Genomic DNA, 16,442 nt, shown 5'->3' on the forward strand with positions numbered 1-16,442 from the left:
TCAGGGCTGCAGCAGGAAACGTTCGTCGCCGATCCGGCAGGCCTGCGCGGCCGAGGGCCGCCCGGCCTCGTAGCCCTCGATCGCGAGGGTGCGCACCGTCACCGCCTCGTCGCCGCCGGGCGGGGCGAGCCGCGGCACCGGCTTGGCGCCCCAGGCGCGCAGGCGGTCCACGCCGAGCGCGAGCGCATCCTCCAACGCGGTGCGCACCGCCGGCCGCAGGCTGCCGCCGAAGTCCTCGATCTCCTGCGGCTGGCAGCCGATCAGCAGCACCCGCTCGGGGAACTTCTCGGTCAGCTGCGCCAGCATCAGCACCTCCTGGAAGCCGGTCTGGTGCAGGCTCATCTTCTTCGCGCCCATGAAACGCGGCACCGCGTCGTCCTCGATCAGCTTGAGCGTGCCGGGCTCGAGGCCGTAGTCGATCGCGTCGAAGATCAGCAGCTTCGTCGCCGCCTGCACGTGCTGGATCAGGTACAGGCCCTGCGTGCCGCCGTCGACCAGCTGCACCGGCTCGCCGCCTTCGAAGGCCCAGCGCTGCTGCAGCGCCTCGACGCAGCGCACGCCGAAACCCTCGTCGGCCCAGAGCACGTTGCCGATGCCGAGAACAACGATGGTGCCCATGGCCTCAGTCTTTGAACGTGCGGTAGCCCGAGATCATCGTGCTGACCATGCTCTGCCGGCCCATGATGTCCTCGCGGATCGCGGCGTACACGTGCAGGATCACGAAGATCAGCATCGCCCACAGGCCCAGGTGGTGCCAGGTGTGCACGTCCTGCGACTGGCCGAACAGCGGGATCACCCAGCTCGTGAAGAGGCTGTGGGCCCACGAACCCGGCTGCGTGCCTTCGCCGTAGAGCGCGAAGCCGGTGACGATCATGAACACCGTGATGACCAGGAAGCCGAAGAACATCGCCGCGCGCGCCAGCGGGTTGTGGCCCACGTAGCGGCTCGGGCGCGGGATGATGAAGGCGTACCACTTCAGCATCGTCAGCACCTCGCGCCAGTAGGCAAGGCGGAACACCGGCAGCCAGAACAGCTCGGCCGCGTGGTGGTTGCCGACGAAGGCCCAGTAGAGCCGCCCGACCAGCCCGATGGCGAACACGTAGCCCGCGGCGAAATGCGCGAAGCGGATGTAGCCCATCAGGAAGTTCGCGCTGGCCTCGCCGGGCAGCGTGGGCAGCGGCGAGCCGATGAAGTAGCCGGTGACGCCGAGCACCACGAGGCTGAGCGCGTTGATCCAGTGCCAGATGCGCACCGGCGCCTCGTAGACGTAGACCGACTTGATCGCCGCGGCCTGGGCGACCGCCTGCTCGTCGGTGCCGGTGGCATCGCGGAAGACCTGGGAAGGGGTGTGCGACATGCGGCCTCCTCGGGCAGGGTCAGAGACGCGCCAGCAGCGCGAGGCCGGCGAGGCCGAACGACGCGCCCATCAGCTGCCACAGCCGCGCGCCGCGCTCGCGCAGCGCCAGGCCCGCGGCCAGGCCGCCGCCGTGCAGCAGCGCCGTCGTCGCCAGGAAGCCGAATGCGTAGCCGGCGACACTCGCGCCCGCCGGCAGCTCGGCACCGTGCGCCACGCCGTGCAGCGCGGCGGCGCCGGCGATCAGCGCCAGGCCGGCGCCCGGGGCGATGCGTCGCGCGAAGGCGAGCATCACGCCGAACACCGCCACGCCGGCCGCGATGCCCGCCTCGGTGAAGGTCGGCGACACGCCGGCCAGGCCCAGCGCCGCGCCGGCGCTCATCGCCAGCAGGAAGGCCAGCGGCCCCTGCCACTGCCGCTCGCGCGGCAGCGCCGCGGCCGACCACAGGCCGACCGCGACCATCGCGAGCAGGTGGTCGAGTCCGAAGGGGTGCGCCAGGCCCTCGGCCAGGCTGGCCACGCCGTGGCCGGGGTGGGCGCTCGCGCTGCCGGCGGCCAGCAGCAGGGCCGCGGCGCCGGCGGCGCGCAGGAGTTGCTTGCGGATCATCGTGATCGTCTCCGTAGTCGGTGTAGGCGTTGTCAGCGCACCTTGACGCGCGCGAGCTCGGCACCGTCCTCGCTCATCACGTGGGTGGAGCAGGCCAGGCAGGGGTCGAAGGAGTGCAGCGTGCGCAGGATCTCGACCGGCTGCTCCGGGTTGACCATCGGCGTGTTCATCAGGCTGGCCTCGAAGGCGCCGATCTGGCCCTTGTGGTCGCGCGGCGAGCCGTTCCAGGTGGTGGGCACCACGCACTGGTAGTTCTCGATGCGGCCGTCCTTGATCTTGACCCAGTGGCCCAGCATGCCGCGCGGCGCGGCCACCGTGCCCACGCCCTTGGCCTCCTTGGGCCAGGTGGCCGGGTCCCACTTGTCGACGTTGGCGGTGGCCGTGTCGCCGGCCTTGATGTTGGCGACCAGCTCGTTCCAGTCGTCCAGCATCATCTCGCCGCAGTACTGGCCCTCGAGCGCACGCGCCAGCGTGCGGCCGATGGTGGTGGGCAGCAGCTGCTTGAGCGTGAACTGCGTCTCCGGCAGGCCGAGCGCCTTGGGGATGCCGGCGTTGATCATCATGGCCGAGAACTCGAGCTGTTCCTTCGGCCGCTGGGCGAACTTGTTGCCCTTCTTCGCATGGGCGTAGGCCAGGATGTAGCGCGACAGCGGGCCCACCTCGACCGCCTGGCCGCGCCAGCGCGGCGACTTGATCCACGAGTACTTGGCGCTCTCGTCGATCTGCTGGATGTTCGTCTTCGTGCCCTTGGTGTTGGCGCCGAGCGCGTAGTTCGGCTCGGTGACGCCGTCCCAGGGGTGCAGGCCCTTGGTCTCGTCGGCGTACTTGTACCAGCTGTGGGTGACGAACTCCTGCACCTGCTCGGGGTCGCGCGGGTCGATCGGCAGGATCTCGTCCCAGTTGCCGTTCAGGATCACGCCGCCGGGCAGCTGGTCGGTGCTCTTGTCGTAGTTGACCTTGGGGTACTCGCCGTAGTCGCTCACGTTGGTGGCGGAGAGCCCGCCGCCGTAGAGCCAGCCGGCCTGCTTGTAGATCGTGCCGATGGCCAGCACGTCGGGGATGTAGACGTTCCTGTTGAACTCGATGATCTCGTCGATGCGCGCCTTGACGAAGTTCAGCCGCTCCATGTTGATCGGCGCGCCGGCCGCACCGTCGCGGTCGAGGTTGATCGCGCAGGGCACGCCGCCGACCAGGTAGTTCGGGTGCGGGTTCTTGCCGCCGAAGATGGTGTGGATCTTGACCCACTCCTTCTGCAGGTCGAGCGCCTCGAGGTAGTGCGTCACCGCCATCAGGTTGGCCTCGGGCGGCAGCACGTAGGCCTTGCTGCCCCAGTAGCCGTTCATGAACGGCCCGAGCTGGCCGCTCTCGACGAACTTCTTGAGCCGGTTCTGGATGTCGCGGAAATATCCCGGCGAGCTGAGCGGATGGGATGGCGACACCAGGTGCTGCAGGTCCGAGGTCTTCTTCGGATCCGCCTTCAGCGCCGAGACGACGTCGACCCAGTCGAGCGCATGCAGGTGGTAGAAGTGCACCGCGTGGTCGTGCACCTGCAAGGTCTTGGCCATCATCTCGCGGATCAGGTGCGCGTTCTTCGGGATCCTGATCCCGAGCGCGTCTTCCACCGCACGCACGCTGGTCAGCGCGTGGCAGCCGGTGCACACGCCGCAGATGCGCTCGACGAAGGCCCACGCGTCGCGCGGGTCGCGGCCCTTGAGGATGACCTCGAGCCCGCGCCACATCGTGCCGGTGGAGACGGCGTTGCGGATGACGTTGTTCTTGTCGAGGTTGACCTCGCAGCGCATGTGACCCTCGATGCGGGTCACCGGGTCCACGACGACGCGGCGGCCGCTGTCGTCGAGCTTGAAGCCCTGGGTGTCGTAAGCGCCCATGTGATGCCGTCCTTATTTCTGAACCGGGCTGGCCACCCGCTTGATCGCCGAGACCGCCGCGTGCGCGGCGACCGCCGCGCCGACGATGCCGGCCGCGGTGCCGCCCACCTTGTCGGCGTTCGCCTCGACGCCGAAGTGCCCGATGTCGGTCAGCCGGTCGTAGAACGAGCCCTTGTCCCAGAAGCCGTCTTCCGAGCAGCCGATGCAGCCGTGGCCGGCCTGGATCGGGAAGCTGGTGCCCTCGTTCCAGCGCGTGGTGGAGCAGGCGTTGTAGGTCGTCGGGCCCTTGCAGCCGACCTTGTAGAGGCAGTAGCCGCGGCGCGCGCTCTCGTCGTCGAAGGCTTCGACGAACTGGCCGGCGTCGAAGTGCGGCCGGCGGTAGCACTTGTCGTGGATGCGCTGGCTGTAGAACATCTTCGGCCGGCCCTGGCGGTCGAGCTCGGGGATGCGGTCGAAGGTCAGCATGTAGGTGATGACGCCGGTCATCACCTCGGCGATCGGCGGGCAGCCGGGCACCTTGATGATGGGCTTGTCGGTGATCACCTTGTGCACCGGCACCGCCTGCGTCGGGTTCGGCTTGGCGGCCTGCACGCAGCCCCAGCTCGCGCAACTGCCCCAGCTGATGATGGCCTTGCAGTCCTTCGCGACATGCTTGAGCTGGTCGAGGAACGGGCGGCCGCCGATGATGCAGCTCATGCCGTCCTGGTTCAGCGGCGGGTTGCCCTCGACGGCGAGGATGTAGTTGCCCTTGTACTTGGCGATGATCTCCTCGAGGATGGCCTCGGCCTGGTGGCCGGCCGAGGCCATCAGGGTGTCGTCGTAGTCCAGGCTGATCATCGACAGCACCACGTCCTTGGCCAGCGGGTGCGCCGAGCGGATGAAGCTCTCCGAGCAGCAGGTGCATTCGAGCCCGTGCAGCCACAGCACCGGCGTGCGCGGCTTGGTCTCCATCGCGTGCACGATCTGCGGCACGAACGAGGGCGCGAGGCCCAGCGAGGTGGCCGTCAGCGAGCAGTACTTGAGGAAGCTGCGCCGGGAGATGCCCTGGCGCCGCATCACCTCGTAGAAGGTCTCCATCGTCCTCGTCTCCTGGTGGGTGGGCCAGGAGCAGGACTCAAGAGCCGTGCCGCGCGCGGGGTGACTTCGGGTAAGTCCGGGAGGGCGGCGCTAAGTGCTTGATGCGCGCCGCGTTTGCACGCGCCACCCGGCGCGCGCCGGCGCCGGCCGCGGCGCGGCTGGTCAGGCCGCTGCCGGTGCGGACACCGGAACGGCAACTGCCTTGTCAGGCGGCGCTGCGCCGGCGCCGTCCCCGTCGGTGCGGTTGATGCTGCACAACGCGACCCAGTCGTCGTCCACCGCGAGCGCGTAGCCGAGCTTCTCGACCACGGCGCCGGTGGCGGGGTGCATGCTCCTGAAGCCGACCCAGCCGCCGCCGGCGCGCGCCGCGGCGTGGGTGCGCGCGCACAGGTCGGCGATGTCGACGCCGGGCGCGGCGACGGCCGGCTTGTCGGCCTTCGACGGATCGACGCCGAAGGCGCGGAAGTGGTTCCTGCTGTCCATCAGGATGATGAACATGTCGCGGTCGCGGAACGGGCCCGTCGGATCGTGCACCGCGGCCACGGCGGCCTGCCGGCCGTGGGCGCGGGTGTAGGCCACCACCTTCTCCACCAGCGCGCGGGCCTCGTCGGCGCAACCCTGGCGCAGGCGCAGGTCGGCCACCGAGGCGGCGATCTCGTGCGACTGCTCGCGCAGCCGCTCCGCGGCCTGCACCGTCGCCTCGACGGTCTGCGCCTGGCGCTGCGTCAGCGTGTCGATTTCGGCCACCGCCACGGCCACCTGCTGCAGCCCGTCGTTCTGCTGCCGGCTCGACGCGGCGACCCCGCGCAGCGTCTCGGCCACCTCGCGGATGCCGCTGACCACGCTGTCCAGGGCCTGGGTCGAGGCGCGGATGCGCTGCACGCCGGCATGGATGTCGTTGCTGGAGCCGTCGATCAGCTTCTTCACCTCGGCGGCCGCCTGGGCGCTGCGCTGCGCGAGGCTGCGCACCTCGCCGGCCACCACCGCAAAGCCGCGCCCCTGCTCGCCGGCGCGCGCCGCCTCGACGGCCGCATTGAGCGCCAGGATGTTGGTCTGGAACGCGATGCCGTCGATCACGCCGATGATCTCGGTCATCTGGCGCGCCCGCTGTTCCAGGCCCTGCATGGATTCCACCGCCGAGGTGACCACGCTCAGGCCCTGCTCGGCCGATCCGCGCACGCGGCCGGCCAGCGTGTCGGCCTCCTGCACCGCCTGCGCATTGCGCTGCACCGCGCCGGCGATCTCGCCGACGCTGGCCGAGGTCTGCTGCAGGCTGCCGGCCTGCCGGTGCGTGTCGTCGGACATCGCGCCGGCATGCCGGCTGAACTGCTCGCCGGACATCGCCACCAGCTGCGCCTCGCTGCGCACCGTCGCCACGACGGCCGACCAGCGCCGCGTCAGCTGCTCGACCCGGCGCTGCAGTGCGGCCAGTTCGTCCGTGCCGCTGGCCTCGGCGCGGCGCGTCAGGTCACCGGCGTGCAGCGCCTGCAGCGCGCGCGCCAGGCCGTCCAGCCCGCCGCGCAGCAGCGAGTACCAGCACAGCAGCAGGTAGGCCGCCAGCGCGGCCAGCACCGCAGCCAGACCGCCGGGCAGCCCGACGCCCAGCGGCACGAGCAGCGCCGCGAACACCGCGAACTGGCCGGCCAGGTGCAGCCGCCCGAGCAGGCGGCAGCCGGGGCGCAGCAGCAACGACGACGGCGACGACAGGCGCATGGATGGTCCTCCTCGGCGGGCTTATCGGACGCGCCGCGCCGGCCTTGACCCCGGCAAACCCTGCTTGCGGTGAGTCAGGCGAATCAATAGTATGGATAACGGTTAGTCATAGATCGATTCACAAGGAGACAGACATGCCTCGTCGCAGCCTCGGCCGCCCGGCCGGCGTGGTGCTGGCCACGCTGGCCGCCGCCGGCGGCGCCGCCGCCCAGTCGTCGGTGACCCTCTACGGCGCGCTCGACGCCTACGTGGCCGTGCAGTCGGCCAGCGGAGCGGATTCGCGCAAGGTGCTCAACAGCGGCTTCAACCCGAACGCGCTCGGCTTCACCGGCAACGAGGACCTGGGCGGCGGGCTCTCGGCCGGCTTCACGCTCGAGACGCAGCCGGTGCTGGACACCGGCGGCACCGGCCAGGCCGGCAAGATGTGGGGCCGCCAGTCGCTCGTGTACCTGGGCAGCGGCAGCTACGGGCGCCTCTCGCTCGGCCGCATCCACACCGCCGGGCGGACCTTCGGCATCAAGTACTCGGCCACCGGCTGGCTGACGACCGATCCGCTGGGCAACCTGCTGATCGCCGCCGGCAGCGCGATGGCGCCGGTGATGAACCTGGACGGCGCCGGCTCGCGCACCAGCAACGCGGTGCTGTACAGCTCGCCGCGCCTCTCCGGCTTCAGCTTCTCGCTCATGCAGTCGGCCGGCGAGGGCGGCAGCTTCGCGGCCGGCTCGGCCAAGCTGACGCAGTTCGGCGCGGGCTACACCAGCGGTCCGCTGACCGCGGACCTGGTGATCAACCGCATTCCCGAGGTGCCGGGCAGCCAGATCGAGCAGACCGACCTCGCACTCGGCGCGCAGTACAGCTTCACCGCGCTGAAGCTGGTCGGCGCGTTCTTCTCGCGCAAGGGTTCGTCGATCGCCGCGCCGGGCGCGACCACGCCGATCCCGGGCTCCGAGGGCACCGACCGCGTGCTGATCCTCGGCGTCTCGGTGCCGATGGGCGTGCACACCTTCGGCGCCTCGGTCGGCCGGCTGACCCTGGCCGACGTGCACCGCGGCCGGCGGCCGGCCAACGTGGCCGCGCCGATCTCGACGGTGCCGGACGACTCGACCGCCTGGTCGCTCGCCTACACCTATGCCTTCAGCAAGCGCACCCAGGCCTTCGTCGCCTACGGCGCGCTGAACAACGGCGAACTCGGCAGCGCTTCGCTGGTGGGCGACCTGCGGCCCAGCGCCGGCGGCACGTCGCGCCTGCTGGCCAGCGGGCTGCGCCACAGCTTCTGACCGGAAGCCGGAGAAGCCCATGCGCCTCACCCGCCGCGCCGCGCTGGCGGCGCTCGCCGCGGCCGCCGCGCCGGCCGTGCGCGCGCAGGCCGTCGAGCAGCCGCGCATCCTGTACGGCTTCCCGCCCGGCAGCGCCGGCGACGTGGTCGCGCGCCGCGTCGCGGAGCGCCTGGCCGGCAGCGCCTACGCGAAGAACGCCGCGGTGGTGGAGAATCGCGCCGGCGCCGGCGGCCGCCTCGCGCTCGAGGCGCTGAAGGCCGCACCGGCGGACGGCTCGGTGCTCGCGCTGACGCCGTTCACCGCGACGGTGATCTACCCGCATGTCTACCGCCGCCTGGCCTACGACCCGCTGGCCGACTTCGCGCCGGTCGCCATCGCCGCGCTGACGCACCACGGACTGGCGGTCGGGCCGCTGGTGCCGCCGAGCGTCACCGACGTGAAGGGTTTTCTCGCCTGGGCCAAGGCGAACCCCGAGAAGGCGAGCTACGGCTCGCCGGGCGCCGGCTCGACGCCGCACTTCCTCGGCGCGCTGCTCGGGCTCGGCCAGAACCTCGAATTGCGTCACGTGCCCTACCGCGGCTCGGTGCCCGGCGTGACCGATCTGCTCGGCGGCCAGATCGCCGCCATGCTGACACCCAGCGGCGACTTCCTGGCCCACCACCGCGCCGCCAAGCTGCGCCTGCTGGCCACCAGCGGCCGCACGCGGCTGCCCTTCGCGGCCGAGGTGCCGACCTTCGCAGAGCAGGGCTTCGGCGAACTGACCGTCGAGGAGTGGTTCGGCTTCTACGCCCCGGCGGGGACCGCGCCACGCCTCGTGGCCGCGGCCAGCAGCGCGATCAACGCAGCGCTGAAGGATCGCACCGTGGTTGACGGCCTGGCCGCGCTCGGCCTGCTCGCGCAGGGCTCGACGCCCGAGGAGATGGCACACAGCCAGCGCGCCGAGCACGAGCGCTGGGGCCCGCTGGTGCGGCGCGTCGGCTTCACGGCCGACAGCTGATCAGGTCGCGACGCGCTCGAGCAGCGCCATCAGCTGCGCGCGCTCGGCGGCGCTGAGCCGCTGCGCCAGGCGCTCCTCGTAGGCGGCCAGCGCGCTGCGCAGCGCCTCGACCTTCGCGCGGCCCGCCGGCGTCAGCACGAGGTTGTAGCGGCGCCGGTCGTCGGCCACGTCCTCGCGCCGGATCAGTCCGCCTTCCTCGAGCGCATCGACCAGCTTCAGCACGCTCGGGCCGGCGACGTCGAGCCGCTTGGCGAGCGTCGCCTGATTGATCTCCGGCTCCATCGCGATGATCGACAGCGCCGTTACGCGCGCCGGCGAGAGGTCCATCGTGCCGAGCATCTCGTAGAAGCGCTCGTAGACGCGCAGCTGCGCGCGGCGCAGCGCGTAGCCGAGCGAGTCGCTCTGGAAGTCGAAGCGGGCGAGCGGGTCGTCCGCCGGGCGGCGCTTGCGCGGGGGGGCCGGCGGGTCGGTGCGGGAGGGCATTCAGCAGGCGGCGGGGTCGGAGGGGGCGGGGCCATTGTAGGAAGCGCGGCCGCCGCCCCGGCGGCCTCAACGCGGCGACGCGCGCAGCACCCGCGGGTCGGCCGGCTCGGCGTACAGCGCCTCGACCAGGGCGGCGCGCGTGCGCAGCACCGCGCGCTGGTTCAGCGAGCCCTTGTCGGTGAGTTCGCCGTGGGCGGCCGAGGGCGGTTCGTCCATCAGCAGCAGGCGCTCGACGCGATTCGAGCTGCCGGTGCCGGCGGCGGCCAGCGTGTCGAGCCAGCGCTGCGCCCAGGCGCGCACGCCGGGGTCCGCGGCGAGTGCGCCGGCACTTTTCGCGAGCGCGCCGGCATCGCCGCACAGCCGACGGGCCTCCGGCGCCAGGAAGGCCAGCAGCCCGAGCACCTCGCGCCCTTCGCCGGCGACCACGACGTCGTGCACATAGGGCAGCGCGTGCGCCAGCGCGCGTGCGCGCACCGCCTCGACGCCGACCCAGGTGCCGCTGACGAGCTTGAAGTTCTCCGCGATGCGGCCGTCGAAGCGCAGCCCGCGCGCCGGCTCGGCCGGGTCGATGAAGGCCGCGGCATCGCCGCTGCGGAAGAAGCCTTCCTCGTCCCAGCACTGTGCGCGCAGCTCGGGCTGGCGCCAGTAGCCGGGCGTCACGCTCGGCCCGCGGTAACGCACCTCGAGCTTGCCGTCCACCGGCGCGAGCTTCAGCGCCAGGCCCGGCGCAGGCAGGCCGATCACGCCGGCGTGCCAGCCGGGGCGGTGGTGCGAGACGGCGAACGGCGCGGTCTCGGTCATGCCCAGGCCCATCGTCATCGGCACACGCCAACCGACGGTCTGCAGCGCGATTTGGTCGAACTGCTCGATCACCGCCGGCGGCATCGCCGCGCCGGCCGCGAACACCAGGCGCAGCTCGGCGAACAGGCTGCGCCGCAGGGCCTCGTCCTCAGCCAGGTGGCGCACCAGCACCTCCAGGCCCTTGGGCACGGTGTAGATCGCGGTCGGCGAGATCTCGCGCAGGTTGAGCAATGTCTCGGCGATGCCGGCCTCGGTGGGCTTGCCGTCGTCGATGTACAGCGTGCCGCCGTTGCGCAGCACCAGCCCGAGGTTGGAGTTGCCCCCGGCGGTGTGGTGCCAGGGCAGCCAGTCCACGAGCACCGGCGGCACCTGCTCCAGGAAGGGGTAGCACTGGGCGTACATCTGCTGGTTCGCGCACAGCATGCGGTGGGTGTTGATCACCGCCTTGGGCGCCTGCGTCGAGCCCGAGGTGAACAGCAGCTTGGCGACCGTGTCGCCGTCCACGCGCGCGTGCGCCGCCGCGACGGCCGGCGTCGGCGTGGCGGCGAGCAGCGTCTCGAAGGCGAGCGTGGGCCGGCCGGGCAGCTTGCCCTGCGTCAGCAGCACCGGGACGTCCGCCGGCACCGCGCGCGCGATCGCGTGCGCGTAGGCGGCGCCTTCGGCCGCGAACACCAGGCCGGGTGTCAGCCGCTCGATCGCCTGCACCACGCGCACGGCCTCCGGATCGAGCCGCGAGTACGACGGCGACAGCGGCGCGACCGGGATGCCGACGTGCAGCGCGGCGAGGCTCAGCAGCGCGTGCTCCAGGTCGTTGCCCGACAGGATCACGAGCGGCCGCTGCGGCGAAAGCCCCAGGTCGAGCAGCGCCTGCGCGAGCTGCGTCACCTGCTCGAGCGCCTGCCCGTAGCTCAGGCGCCGCCATGGCCGCCCCGGGCTGCCGGCCGGCCCGGGTGCGCGCCGCGCCAGGAAGGTCTGCGCGGGCCGCCGCGCGGCCCACTGCACCAGGTGCTCGGTGAAGCGCTGCGGATACGGCTGCAGCGGCTCGCAGGCGCGCAGCAGCACGCAGCCGTCGGCGCGGGTCTCGATGTCGGCCGCGTACGGACCGAAGGCGACGTCGCGGTACGGTGCCACGTCAGCTGCGCTGCACCTTCGCGGCGCGCTTGGCGAGGAAGGCCTCGACCCGTTCCTTCGCCTCCGGCTCGGACTGGCTGATCGCCGCGATCAGCGACTCGGTCATCAGCCCGTGGCTCATCGGCTGCTCGGCGATCAGCGGCAGCGCGCGCATGATCGCGAAGTTCGACATCGGGGCGTTGCCGGCGATGCGCTGCGCGAGCGCCAGCGCCTTGGCGAGCCCTTCGCCCGGGGCCACGGTGTAGTGCGTCAGGCCGATGCGGAAGGCCTCGTCGGCGTCGTACACGTGGCCGGTCAGCATCATCTCGGTGACGCGCGAGAAGCCGATCAGCTTGGACACCCGCACCGAGCCGCCGCCGCCGAGGAAGATGCCGCGCTGGCCCTCGGGCAGCCCGAAGTAGGCGCTGGACTCGGCCACACGCACGTGCGCGCAGGCGGCCAGCTCGAGCCCGCCACCGACCACGGCACCCTGCAGCACCGCGACCACCGGCACGCGGCCGAACTGCAGCCGCTCGAACACCTGGTACCAGGCGTGCGAGTGGTGCACGCCCTGCGCGGCGGACATCTCGGGGATCTCCGACAGGTCGAGCCCGGCGCTGAAGTGCTCGCCGCGCGCGGCCAGCACGACCGCCTTCACGTCGTCGGGCAGCATGGCGATGCAGCGGTCGAGCTCGCGCACCATCGCCAGGCTGATCGCGTTGCGCTTGGCAGGGCGGTTCAGTTCGAGCACGGCCACCGGGCCGTCGTGGCGCGCCAGGACCAGCGGGTCGGCGTCGGGAAGTTCGTCGCGTGGCATATCGTTAGTGTAGCTAACGATATGGTCAGCGTAAAGGCGCCGCCCGCGGCCGCGCGTCAGAATTCGCTCCCGGACGCAGAGGGAGGCAGGCATGGGCGAGGCAGGGCTGTTCGCGCAGGTGGTGGCGGTGGTCGGCGATGCGGCGCGGCGCTGGCGGCGCCTGCAGCACGGCACGCCGGCGATGGCCGTCGGCACGACGCCGGTGATCCCCGCGGGGCGCCCGCAGGGCAGCCTGCCGACCCTGAAGATGCCCACGGCGCGGGGCTGGGCGACCGGTCAGCGGCCCGTGGCGGCGCCGGGCCTGAAGGTCAATGCCTTCGCGACCGGGCTGAAGCACCCGCGCTGGATCCACGTGCTGCCCAACGGCGACGTGACCGTGGCCGAGGCGCTGTTCGAGCCCGATCCGCCGCGCTCGCTGTTCGACCGTGCGATGGTGGCCACGCTGCGCCGCGCCGCGGCCATCGGGCCGAGCCCGAACCGCATCACGCTGCTGCGCGACGCGGACCACGACGGCGTCGCCGATGTCCGCGACACCTTCCTCGAGAACCTGCGCCAGCCCTTCGGCATGGCGCTGGTCGGCGACACCTTCTACGTCGGCCACACCGACGGCGTGCTGGCCTACGCCTACCAGCCGGGGGCGACCAGACTCGCCGGCGCGGGCCGGCGCCTGTCGACCCACAAGCCGGGCGGGCACTGGACGCGCAGCCTGCTGGCCAGCCGCGACGGCCTGCGTCTGTACGTCGGCGTCGGCTCGCTGTCGAACATCGGCGAGCGCGGCATGGACGCGGAGGAGGGCCGCGCCTGCATCGTCGAGATCGACCTCGCGCGCGGCAGCAGCCGCATCTTCGCCGCCGGCCTGCGCAACCCGGTCGGCCTGGCCTGGGAGCCGGTGACCGGCGCGCTGTGGACCGTGGTGAACGAACGCGACGGCCTGGGCGACGAGACGCCGCCCGACTACCTGACCTCGGTGCGCGAGGGCGGCTTCTACGGCTGGCCGTACTGCTACTGGGGCCGGACCGTCGACGACCGCGTGCCGCAGGACGCCGCGCTCGTGGCCACGGCGCTGCAGCCCGACTACGCGCTGGGCGGCCACACCGCCTCGCTCGGCCTGTGCTGGCTGCCGGCCGGCACGCTGCCCGGCTACGGCGAGGGCATGGTGATCGGCCAGCACGGCTCGTGGAACCGCAGCACGCTCAGTGGCTACAAGGTGGTGCACGTGCCGTTCGCGAACGGCCGGCCGGCCGGGCCGCCGCGCGACATCCTCTCCGGCTTCCTGGCGCCGGACGAGAGCGTGTCCTACGGCCGCCCGGTCGGCGTGGCCATCGGGCCGGACGGTGCGCTGCTGGTGGCCGACGACGTGGGCGACGTGGTCTGGCGGGTGACGGGGGCCTGACAGACGCCGGTTCTCAGGCCTTCTTGGGCCGGATCGCCTCCAGCGCCCGCACCATCGGGATGAAGGTCACGCCGATCCAGTTCCAGCGTTCCATCTCGTCGCGCAGGGTCACGGCGATGTCGTGCGCAGCCGTCCAGTGGCGCGCCAGGTCCTGCTGCAGGAACTTCTCGCCCGGCAGCTCGAGCGTGGTCAGCTCGGCGAACTCGTGCAGCGCCTGCGCCTTCAGGCCGCGCGCCTTCTCGCGCAGTTCCACCAGCTTGTCGTGCTGCTCCCGGTAGTCGCCGGCCAGGTCGCGCACGCGGCGGGCGTCGCGGGTCTCGCCGGAGCGGTCGAAGATGGCCCACATCTCCTCGATGAAGTCCGGGATCTGCTCGAAGGTGATCACGCGCGAGGTGTCGGCGGCGATCGACTTCGCCTCGGGCTGCGGCGCCGGCTTCTCGCGGCCGTCGGCGGCGTCTTCCCACTCCTTGACGCGGCGGTCCGTCATCTTCGCGATCGGCACCCAGATCTCGCCGGCGCGCGAGACGAACTCGAAGTAGCCCTTGAGCGCCGGCACCTCCTTGGTGGCGTCGGCGCCGAGCTCGCCGAACAGCTTGGCCAGGTCCCCCATGGCCTTGGCGTTCTCGACGCGCCGGCTCTGGTCGGTGAAGTCCACCGCGTCGACACGCGCCAGCACCCGCCGGCACTCCTCGAGCTTGCGCGCCGCCGCGGCCACGGCCAGGGCCTGGTCGGCGTGTTTCGAAGCCTTGTCCAGACCCTTGGCCACGTCGCCGAGCGCATCGGCTGTCTTGCCCAGGGCCTTGGCCGTGTCGGACTCGCCCTTGAGCTTGGACAGCAGCGACTGCGCCTTCCTGAGCTTCGCCGACGTGGACTTCACGTCGTCGGCGAAGTCCTTCAGACTTTGCTCGGCCGCGCCGGGGTCGACGGCGCCGTCGGTCGGGGTGTCCGAGCCGAAGTCCTGGTCGACGACCTTCTTCGCGTCCTTGACCGGTTTCAGGGCCTGCTCGACGGACTTCCTGGCCGCCTCGACCTTCTTCTTGCCGAGCTCGACCTTCTTCATCACCTCGTCCCACAGCCCGGCCTTGGCGTCGGCGCCGGCCGACTGGGCCAGCGCGCGCAGTTCGGTGCCGGCCGGATGCTGCTCGCCGATCAGCGACTTCACGTCGGCGACGAACCCCGCCAGCCGCGCCTGCGCGTCGGCGATGGCGGACTTGTCGGTCGCGGCGCGCGTCTTCGGCGGGCGCAGTTTCAGCTCTTGCAGCAGGCTCATGGTCGGTTCCCCCGTGGCAGAAGATTGTTGCCCGGGGAGAAGCATGGCCGCAGCGACGTTATGCCCCCGTTACAGGGGGGCGGGGTCACTCACTTGTAGCTGCGCGCGTCCTCGATCACCTTGCCGTCGTTGGGCAGGCTGCCCGGCGCGGCGAGCACCACGTCGGCGCGCAGCTTGGTCACGTCGCGCACGCTGGCGGCGAGTCGCTCGGCCAGGCCCTCCGGGGCGCCGGGCACCTCGACGTGCAGCGTCATCGTGTCGTTGGCCATCTCGCCGGCCACCACCAGCCGGGCGCGCTGCACCTCGGGATGGCGCTTCACCACCTCGGCCACCTGGCTCGGGTGCACGAACATGCCGCGCACCTTGGCGGTCTGGTCGGCGCGCCCCATCCAGCCCTTGATGCGGGTGTTGGTGCGGCCGCTCGGGCAGCGGCCCGGCAGCACCGCCGAGAGGTCGCCGGTGCCGAAGCGCACCAGCGGGTAGTCGGGGTTGAGCACGGTGACGACGACCTCGCCGACATCGCCCTCGGGCACCGGGTCGCCGGTGCCGGGGCGCACGATCTCGAGGATCACCGCCTCGTCGAGCACCAGGCCCTCGCGGGCCGCAGTCTCGTAGGCGATCAGGCCGGCGTCGGCCGTGGCGTAACACTGGTAGCCCTGCACGCCGCGCTCGGCCAGCCAGTCGCGCAGCGAGGGCGGGAAGGCCTCGCCGCTGAGCAGGGCCTTGCTCAGCCAGGGCAGCGCCATGCCCAGCTCGGCCGCCTTCTCGACCAGGATGCGCAGGAAGCTCGGTGTGCCCGCGTAGGCGTGTGGCCGCAGATCCTGCATCGCCTGCAGCTGCAGCTCGGTGTTGCCGGTGCCGCCGGCGAACACCGTGCAGCCCAGCGCGTGGGCACCCGTCTCCATCATCGAGCCGGCCGGCGTCAGGTGGTAGCTGAAGCTGTTGTGCACCAGCTCGCCGGCGCGGAAGCCGGCGGCATGCATCGCGCGGGCGATGCGCCAGTAGTCGGGCGCCTCGCCCTCGGGTTCGTAGATCGGCCCGGGCGACTGGAACACGCGGCGCGCGCCGCTTGGCGCGCGCAGGCCGTTCCAGCCAATGGTGGCGAAGCCGCCGAACGGGTCCTGCGCGCGGCCGGCCTTCTGCCGCTCGAACAGTTCGTGCTTGCGCAGCACGGGCAAGGCGGCCAGTGCGGCGCGCGAGGTGATGGCGGCGGCATCCACTCCCGCCAGCAGCGCGCCGAAGGCCGCGCTGCGCTGCGCCTGCGCCAGGTGCGCCGGCAGCGCCGCCAGCAGCGCGGCCTCGCGCGCCTCGGGCGGGCGGGTCTCGAGCGCGTCGAGGAAGTCACTCATCCCGGTCGCTCCATCCGGCCAGCTTCTTCTTCAGGTCGGCCACGAAGTCGCGCAGCGCGGCGGCGTCGCGCAGCGTCTTCTCGGTCCATTCGGGGCTGTTGCGGCTCGGTCGCCTCACGACCGCGGCCTTCAGCACGTCGCCCTCGACCGCCAGCATGGCGATCGCCACGCCGGCGCGCTCGAAGCGGCCCGCGCGCTCCGTCAGCCCGAGTTCGCGCAGGTCGCGCCGGGCGCGCTGCAGCGCTTCGTCGGGCTTGAAGGGCGGGGCGGCGAAGCCCCAGGACTCCTCGCTCATGGTCGTTCCT

General features: G+C 72.1%; 15 protein-coding genes. 3 read left to right on the top strand and 12 right to left on the bottom strand.

Features of this window, described 5'->3' with window-relative positions; all coding sequences use genetic code 11:
- The 6 genes from D9C15_RS07335 to D9C15_RS07360 form a co-directional block, all read right to left on the bottom strand.
- Complete coding sequence (locus tag D9C15_RS07335; protein ID WP_127996795.1) at positions 1 to 618, bottom strand: HyaD/HybD family hydrogenase maturation endopeptidase; 618 nt, start codon at positions 616 to 618, stop codon at positions 1 to 3.
- Positions 619 to 622: 4 nt separating this feature from the next.
- Positions 623 to 1,357 (bottom strand): Ni/Fe-hydrogenase, b-type cytochrome subunit, encoded by a 735-nt coding sequence (gene cybH, locus D9C15_RS07340; RefSeq protein WP_127996796.1) that lies wholly within the window; start codon positions 1,355 to 1,357, stop codon positions 623 to 625.
- 19 nt (positions 1,358 to 1,376) lie between these two features.
- The gene (locus D9C15_RS07345) at positions 1,377 to 1,961 is read right to left on the bottom strand and encodes a HupE/UreJ family protein (RefSeq protein ID WP_127996797.1); all 585 of its coding nucleotides are present in this window, start codon (positions 1,959 to 1,961) and stop codon (positions 1,377 to 1,379) included.
- 32 nt (positions 1,962 to 1,993) lie between these two features.
- A complete protein-coding gene (locus D9C15_RS07350) occupies positions 1,994 to 3,850 on the bottom strand; it encodes a nickel-dependent hydrogenase large subunit (RefSeq protein ID WP_127996798.1) in 1,857 nt (618 codons plus the stop codon).
- 12 nt (positions 3,851 to 3,862) lie between these two features.
- Positions 3,863 to 4,927, bottom strand: coding sequence for a hydrogenase small subunit (locus tag D9C15_RS07355; RefSeq protein ID WP_127996799.1), 1,065 nt, complete (start codon positions 4,925 to 4,927; stop codon positions 3,863 to 3,865).
- Positions 4,928 to 5,089: 162 nt separating this feature from the next.
- On the bottom strand, positions 5,090 to 6,640 hold the full coding sequence (locus tag D9C15_RS07360; protein WP_127996800.1) for a methyl-accepting chemotaxis protein: 1,551 nt from the start codon (positions 6,638 to 6,640) through the stop codon (positions 5,090 to 5,092).
- A 134-nt stretch (positions 6,641 to 6,774) separates the two neighbouring features.
- Here D9C15_RS07360 and D9C15_RS07365 point away from each other — a divergent pair, with 134 nt between their 5' ends.
- Together D9C15_RS07365 and D9C15_RS07370 are read left to right on the top strand one after the other, a co-directional pair.
- On the top strand, positions 6,775 to 7,917 hold the full coding sequence (locus D9C15_RS07365) for a porin (protein ID WP_164886674.1): 1,143 nt from the start codon (positions 6,775 to 6,777) through the stop codon (positions 7,915 to 7,917).
- Between the two features lie 19 nt (positions 7,918 to 7,936).
- A complete protein-coding gene (locus D9C15_RS07370) occupies positions 7,937 to 8,914 on the top strand; it encodes a tripartite tricarboxylate transporter substrate-binding protein (RefSeq protein WP_127996802.1) in 978 nt (325 codons plus the stop codon).
- Here the strand turns inward: D9C15_RS07370 and D9C15_RS07375 are convergent, their stop codons facing one another.
- From D9C15_RS07375 to D9C15_RS07385, 3 genes are all read right to left on the bottom strand, one after another.
- Entirely contained in the window at positions 8,915 to 9,397 is a 483-nt protein-coding gene (locus tag D9C15_RS07375) for a MarR family winged helix-turn-helix transcriptional regulator (RefSeq protein ID WP_127996803.1), read from the bottom strand. It abuts the gene before it with no gap.
- Positions 9,398 to 9,463: 66 nt separating this feature from the next.
- On the bottom strand, positions 9,464 to 11,329 hold the full coding sequence (locus D9C15_RS07380) for a feruloyl-CoA synthase (protein ID WP_127996804.1): 1,866 nt from the start codon (positions 11,327 to 11,329) through the stop codon (positions 9,464 to 9,466).
- Between the two features lies 1 nt (position 11,330).
- Complete coding sequence (locus D9C15_RS07385; protein WP_127996805.1) at positions 11,331 to 12,125, bottom strand: crotonase/enoyl-CoA hydratase family protein; 795 nt, start codon at positions 12,123 to 12,125, stop codon at positions 11,331 to 11,333.
- A 91-nt stretch (positions 12,126 to 12,216) separates the two neighbouring features.
- Here D9C15_RS07385 and D9C15_RS07390 point away from each other — a divergent pair, with 91 nt between their 5' ends.
- Positions 12,217 to 13,518: a PQQ-dependent sugar dehydrogenase gene (locus D9C15_RS07390; protein WP_127996806.1), complete on the top strand. Its 1,302-nt coding sequence runs from the start codon at positions 12,217 to 12,219 to the stop codon at positions 13,516 to 13,518.
- A 13-nt stretch (positions 13,519 to 13,531) separates the two neighbouring features.
- On the opposite strand, the gene D9C15_RS07395 is transcribed toward D9C15_RS07390, so the two are convergent.
- From D9C15_RS07395 to D9C15_RS07405, 3 genes are all read right to left on the bottom strand, one after another.
- Positions 13,532 to 14,788, bottom strand: coding sequence for a hypothetical protein (locus tag D9C15_RS07395; RefSeq protein ID WP_127996807.1), 1,257 nt, complete (start codon positions 14,786 to 14,788; stop codon positions 13,532 to 13,534).
- An 89-nt stretch (positions 14,789 to 14,877) separates the two neighbouring features.
- Positions 14,878 to 16,137, bottom strand: a complete 1,260-nt coding sequence (locus D9C15_RS07400) for a phenylacetate--CoA ligase family protein (RefSeq protein ID WP_127996808.1) — start codon at positions 16,135 to 16,137, stop codon at positions 14,878 to 14,880.
- Entirely contained in the window at positions 16,130 to 16,432 is a 303-nt protein-coding gene (locus D9C15_RS07405) for a hypothetical protein (protein ID WP_127996809.1), read from the bottom strand. Before D9C15_RS07405 ends, D9C15_RS07400 begins: the two co-directional genes overlap by 8 nt.
- Positions 16,433 to 16,442: the final 10 nt, after the last annotated feature.

The organism is Piscinibacter defluvii, from assembly GCF_004011805.1.
GTDB classification, from domain to species: domain Bacteria; phylum Pseudomonadota; class Gammaproteobacteria; order Burkholderiales; family Burkholderiaceae_C; genus Piscinibacter; species Piscinibacter defluvii.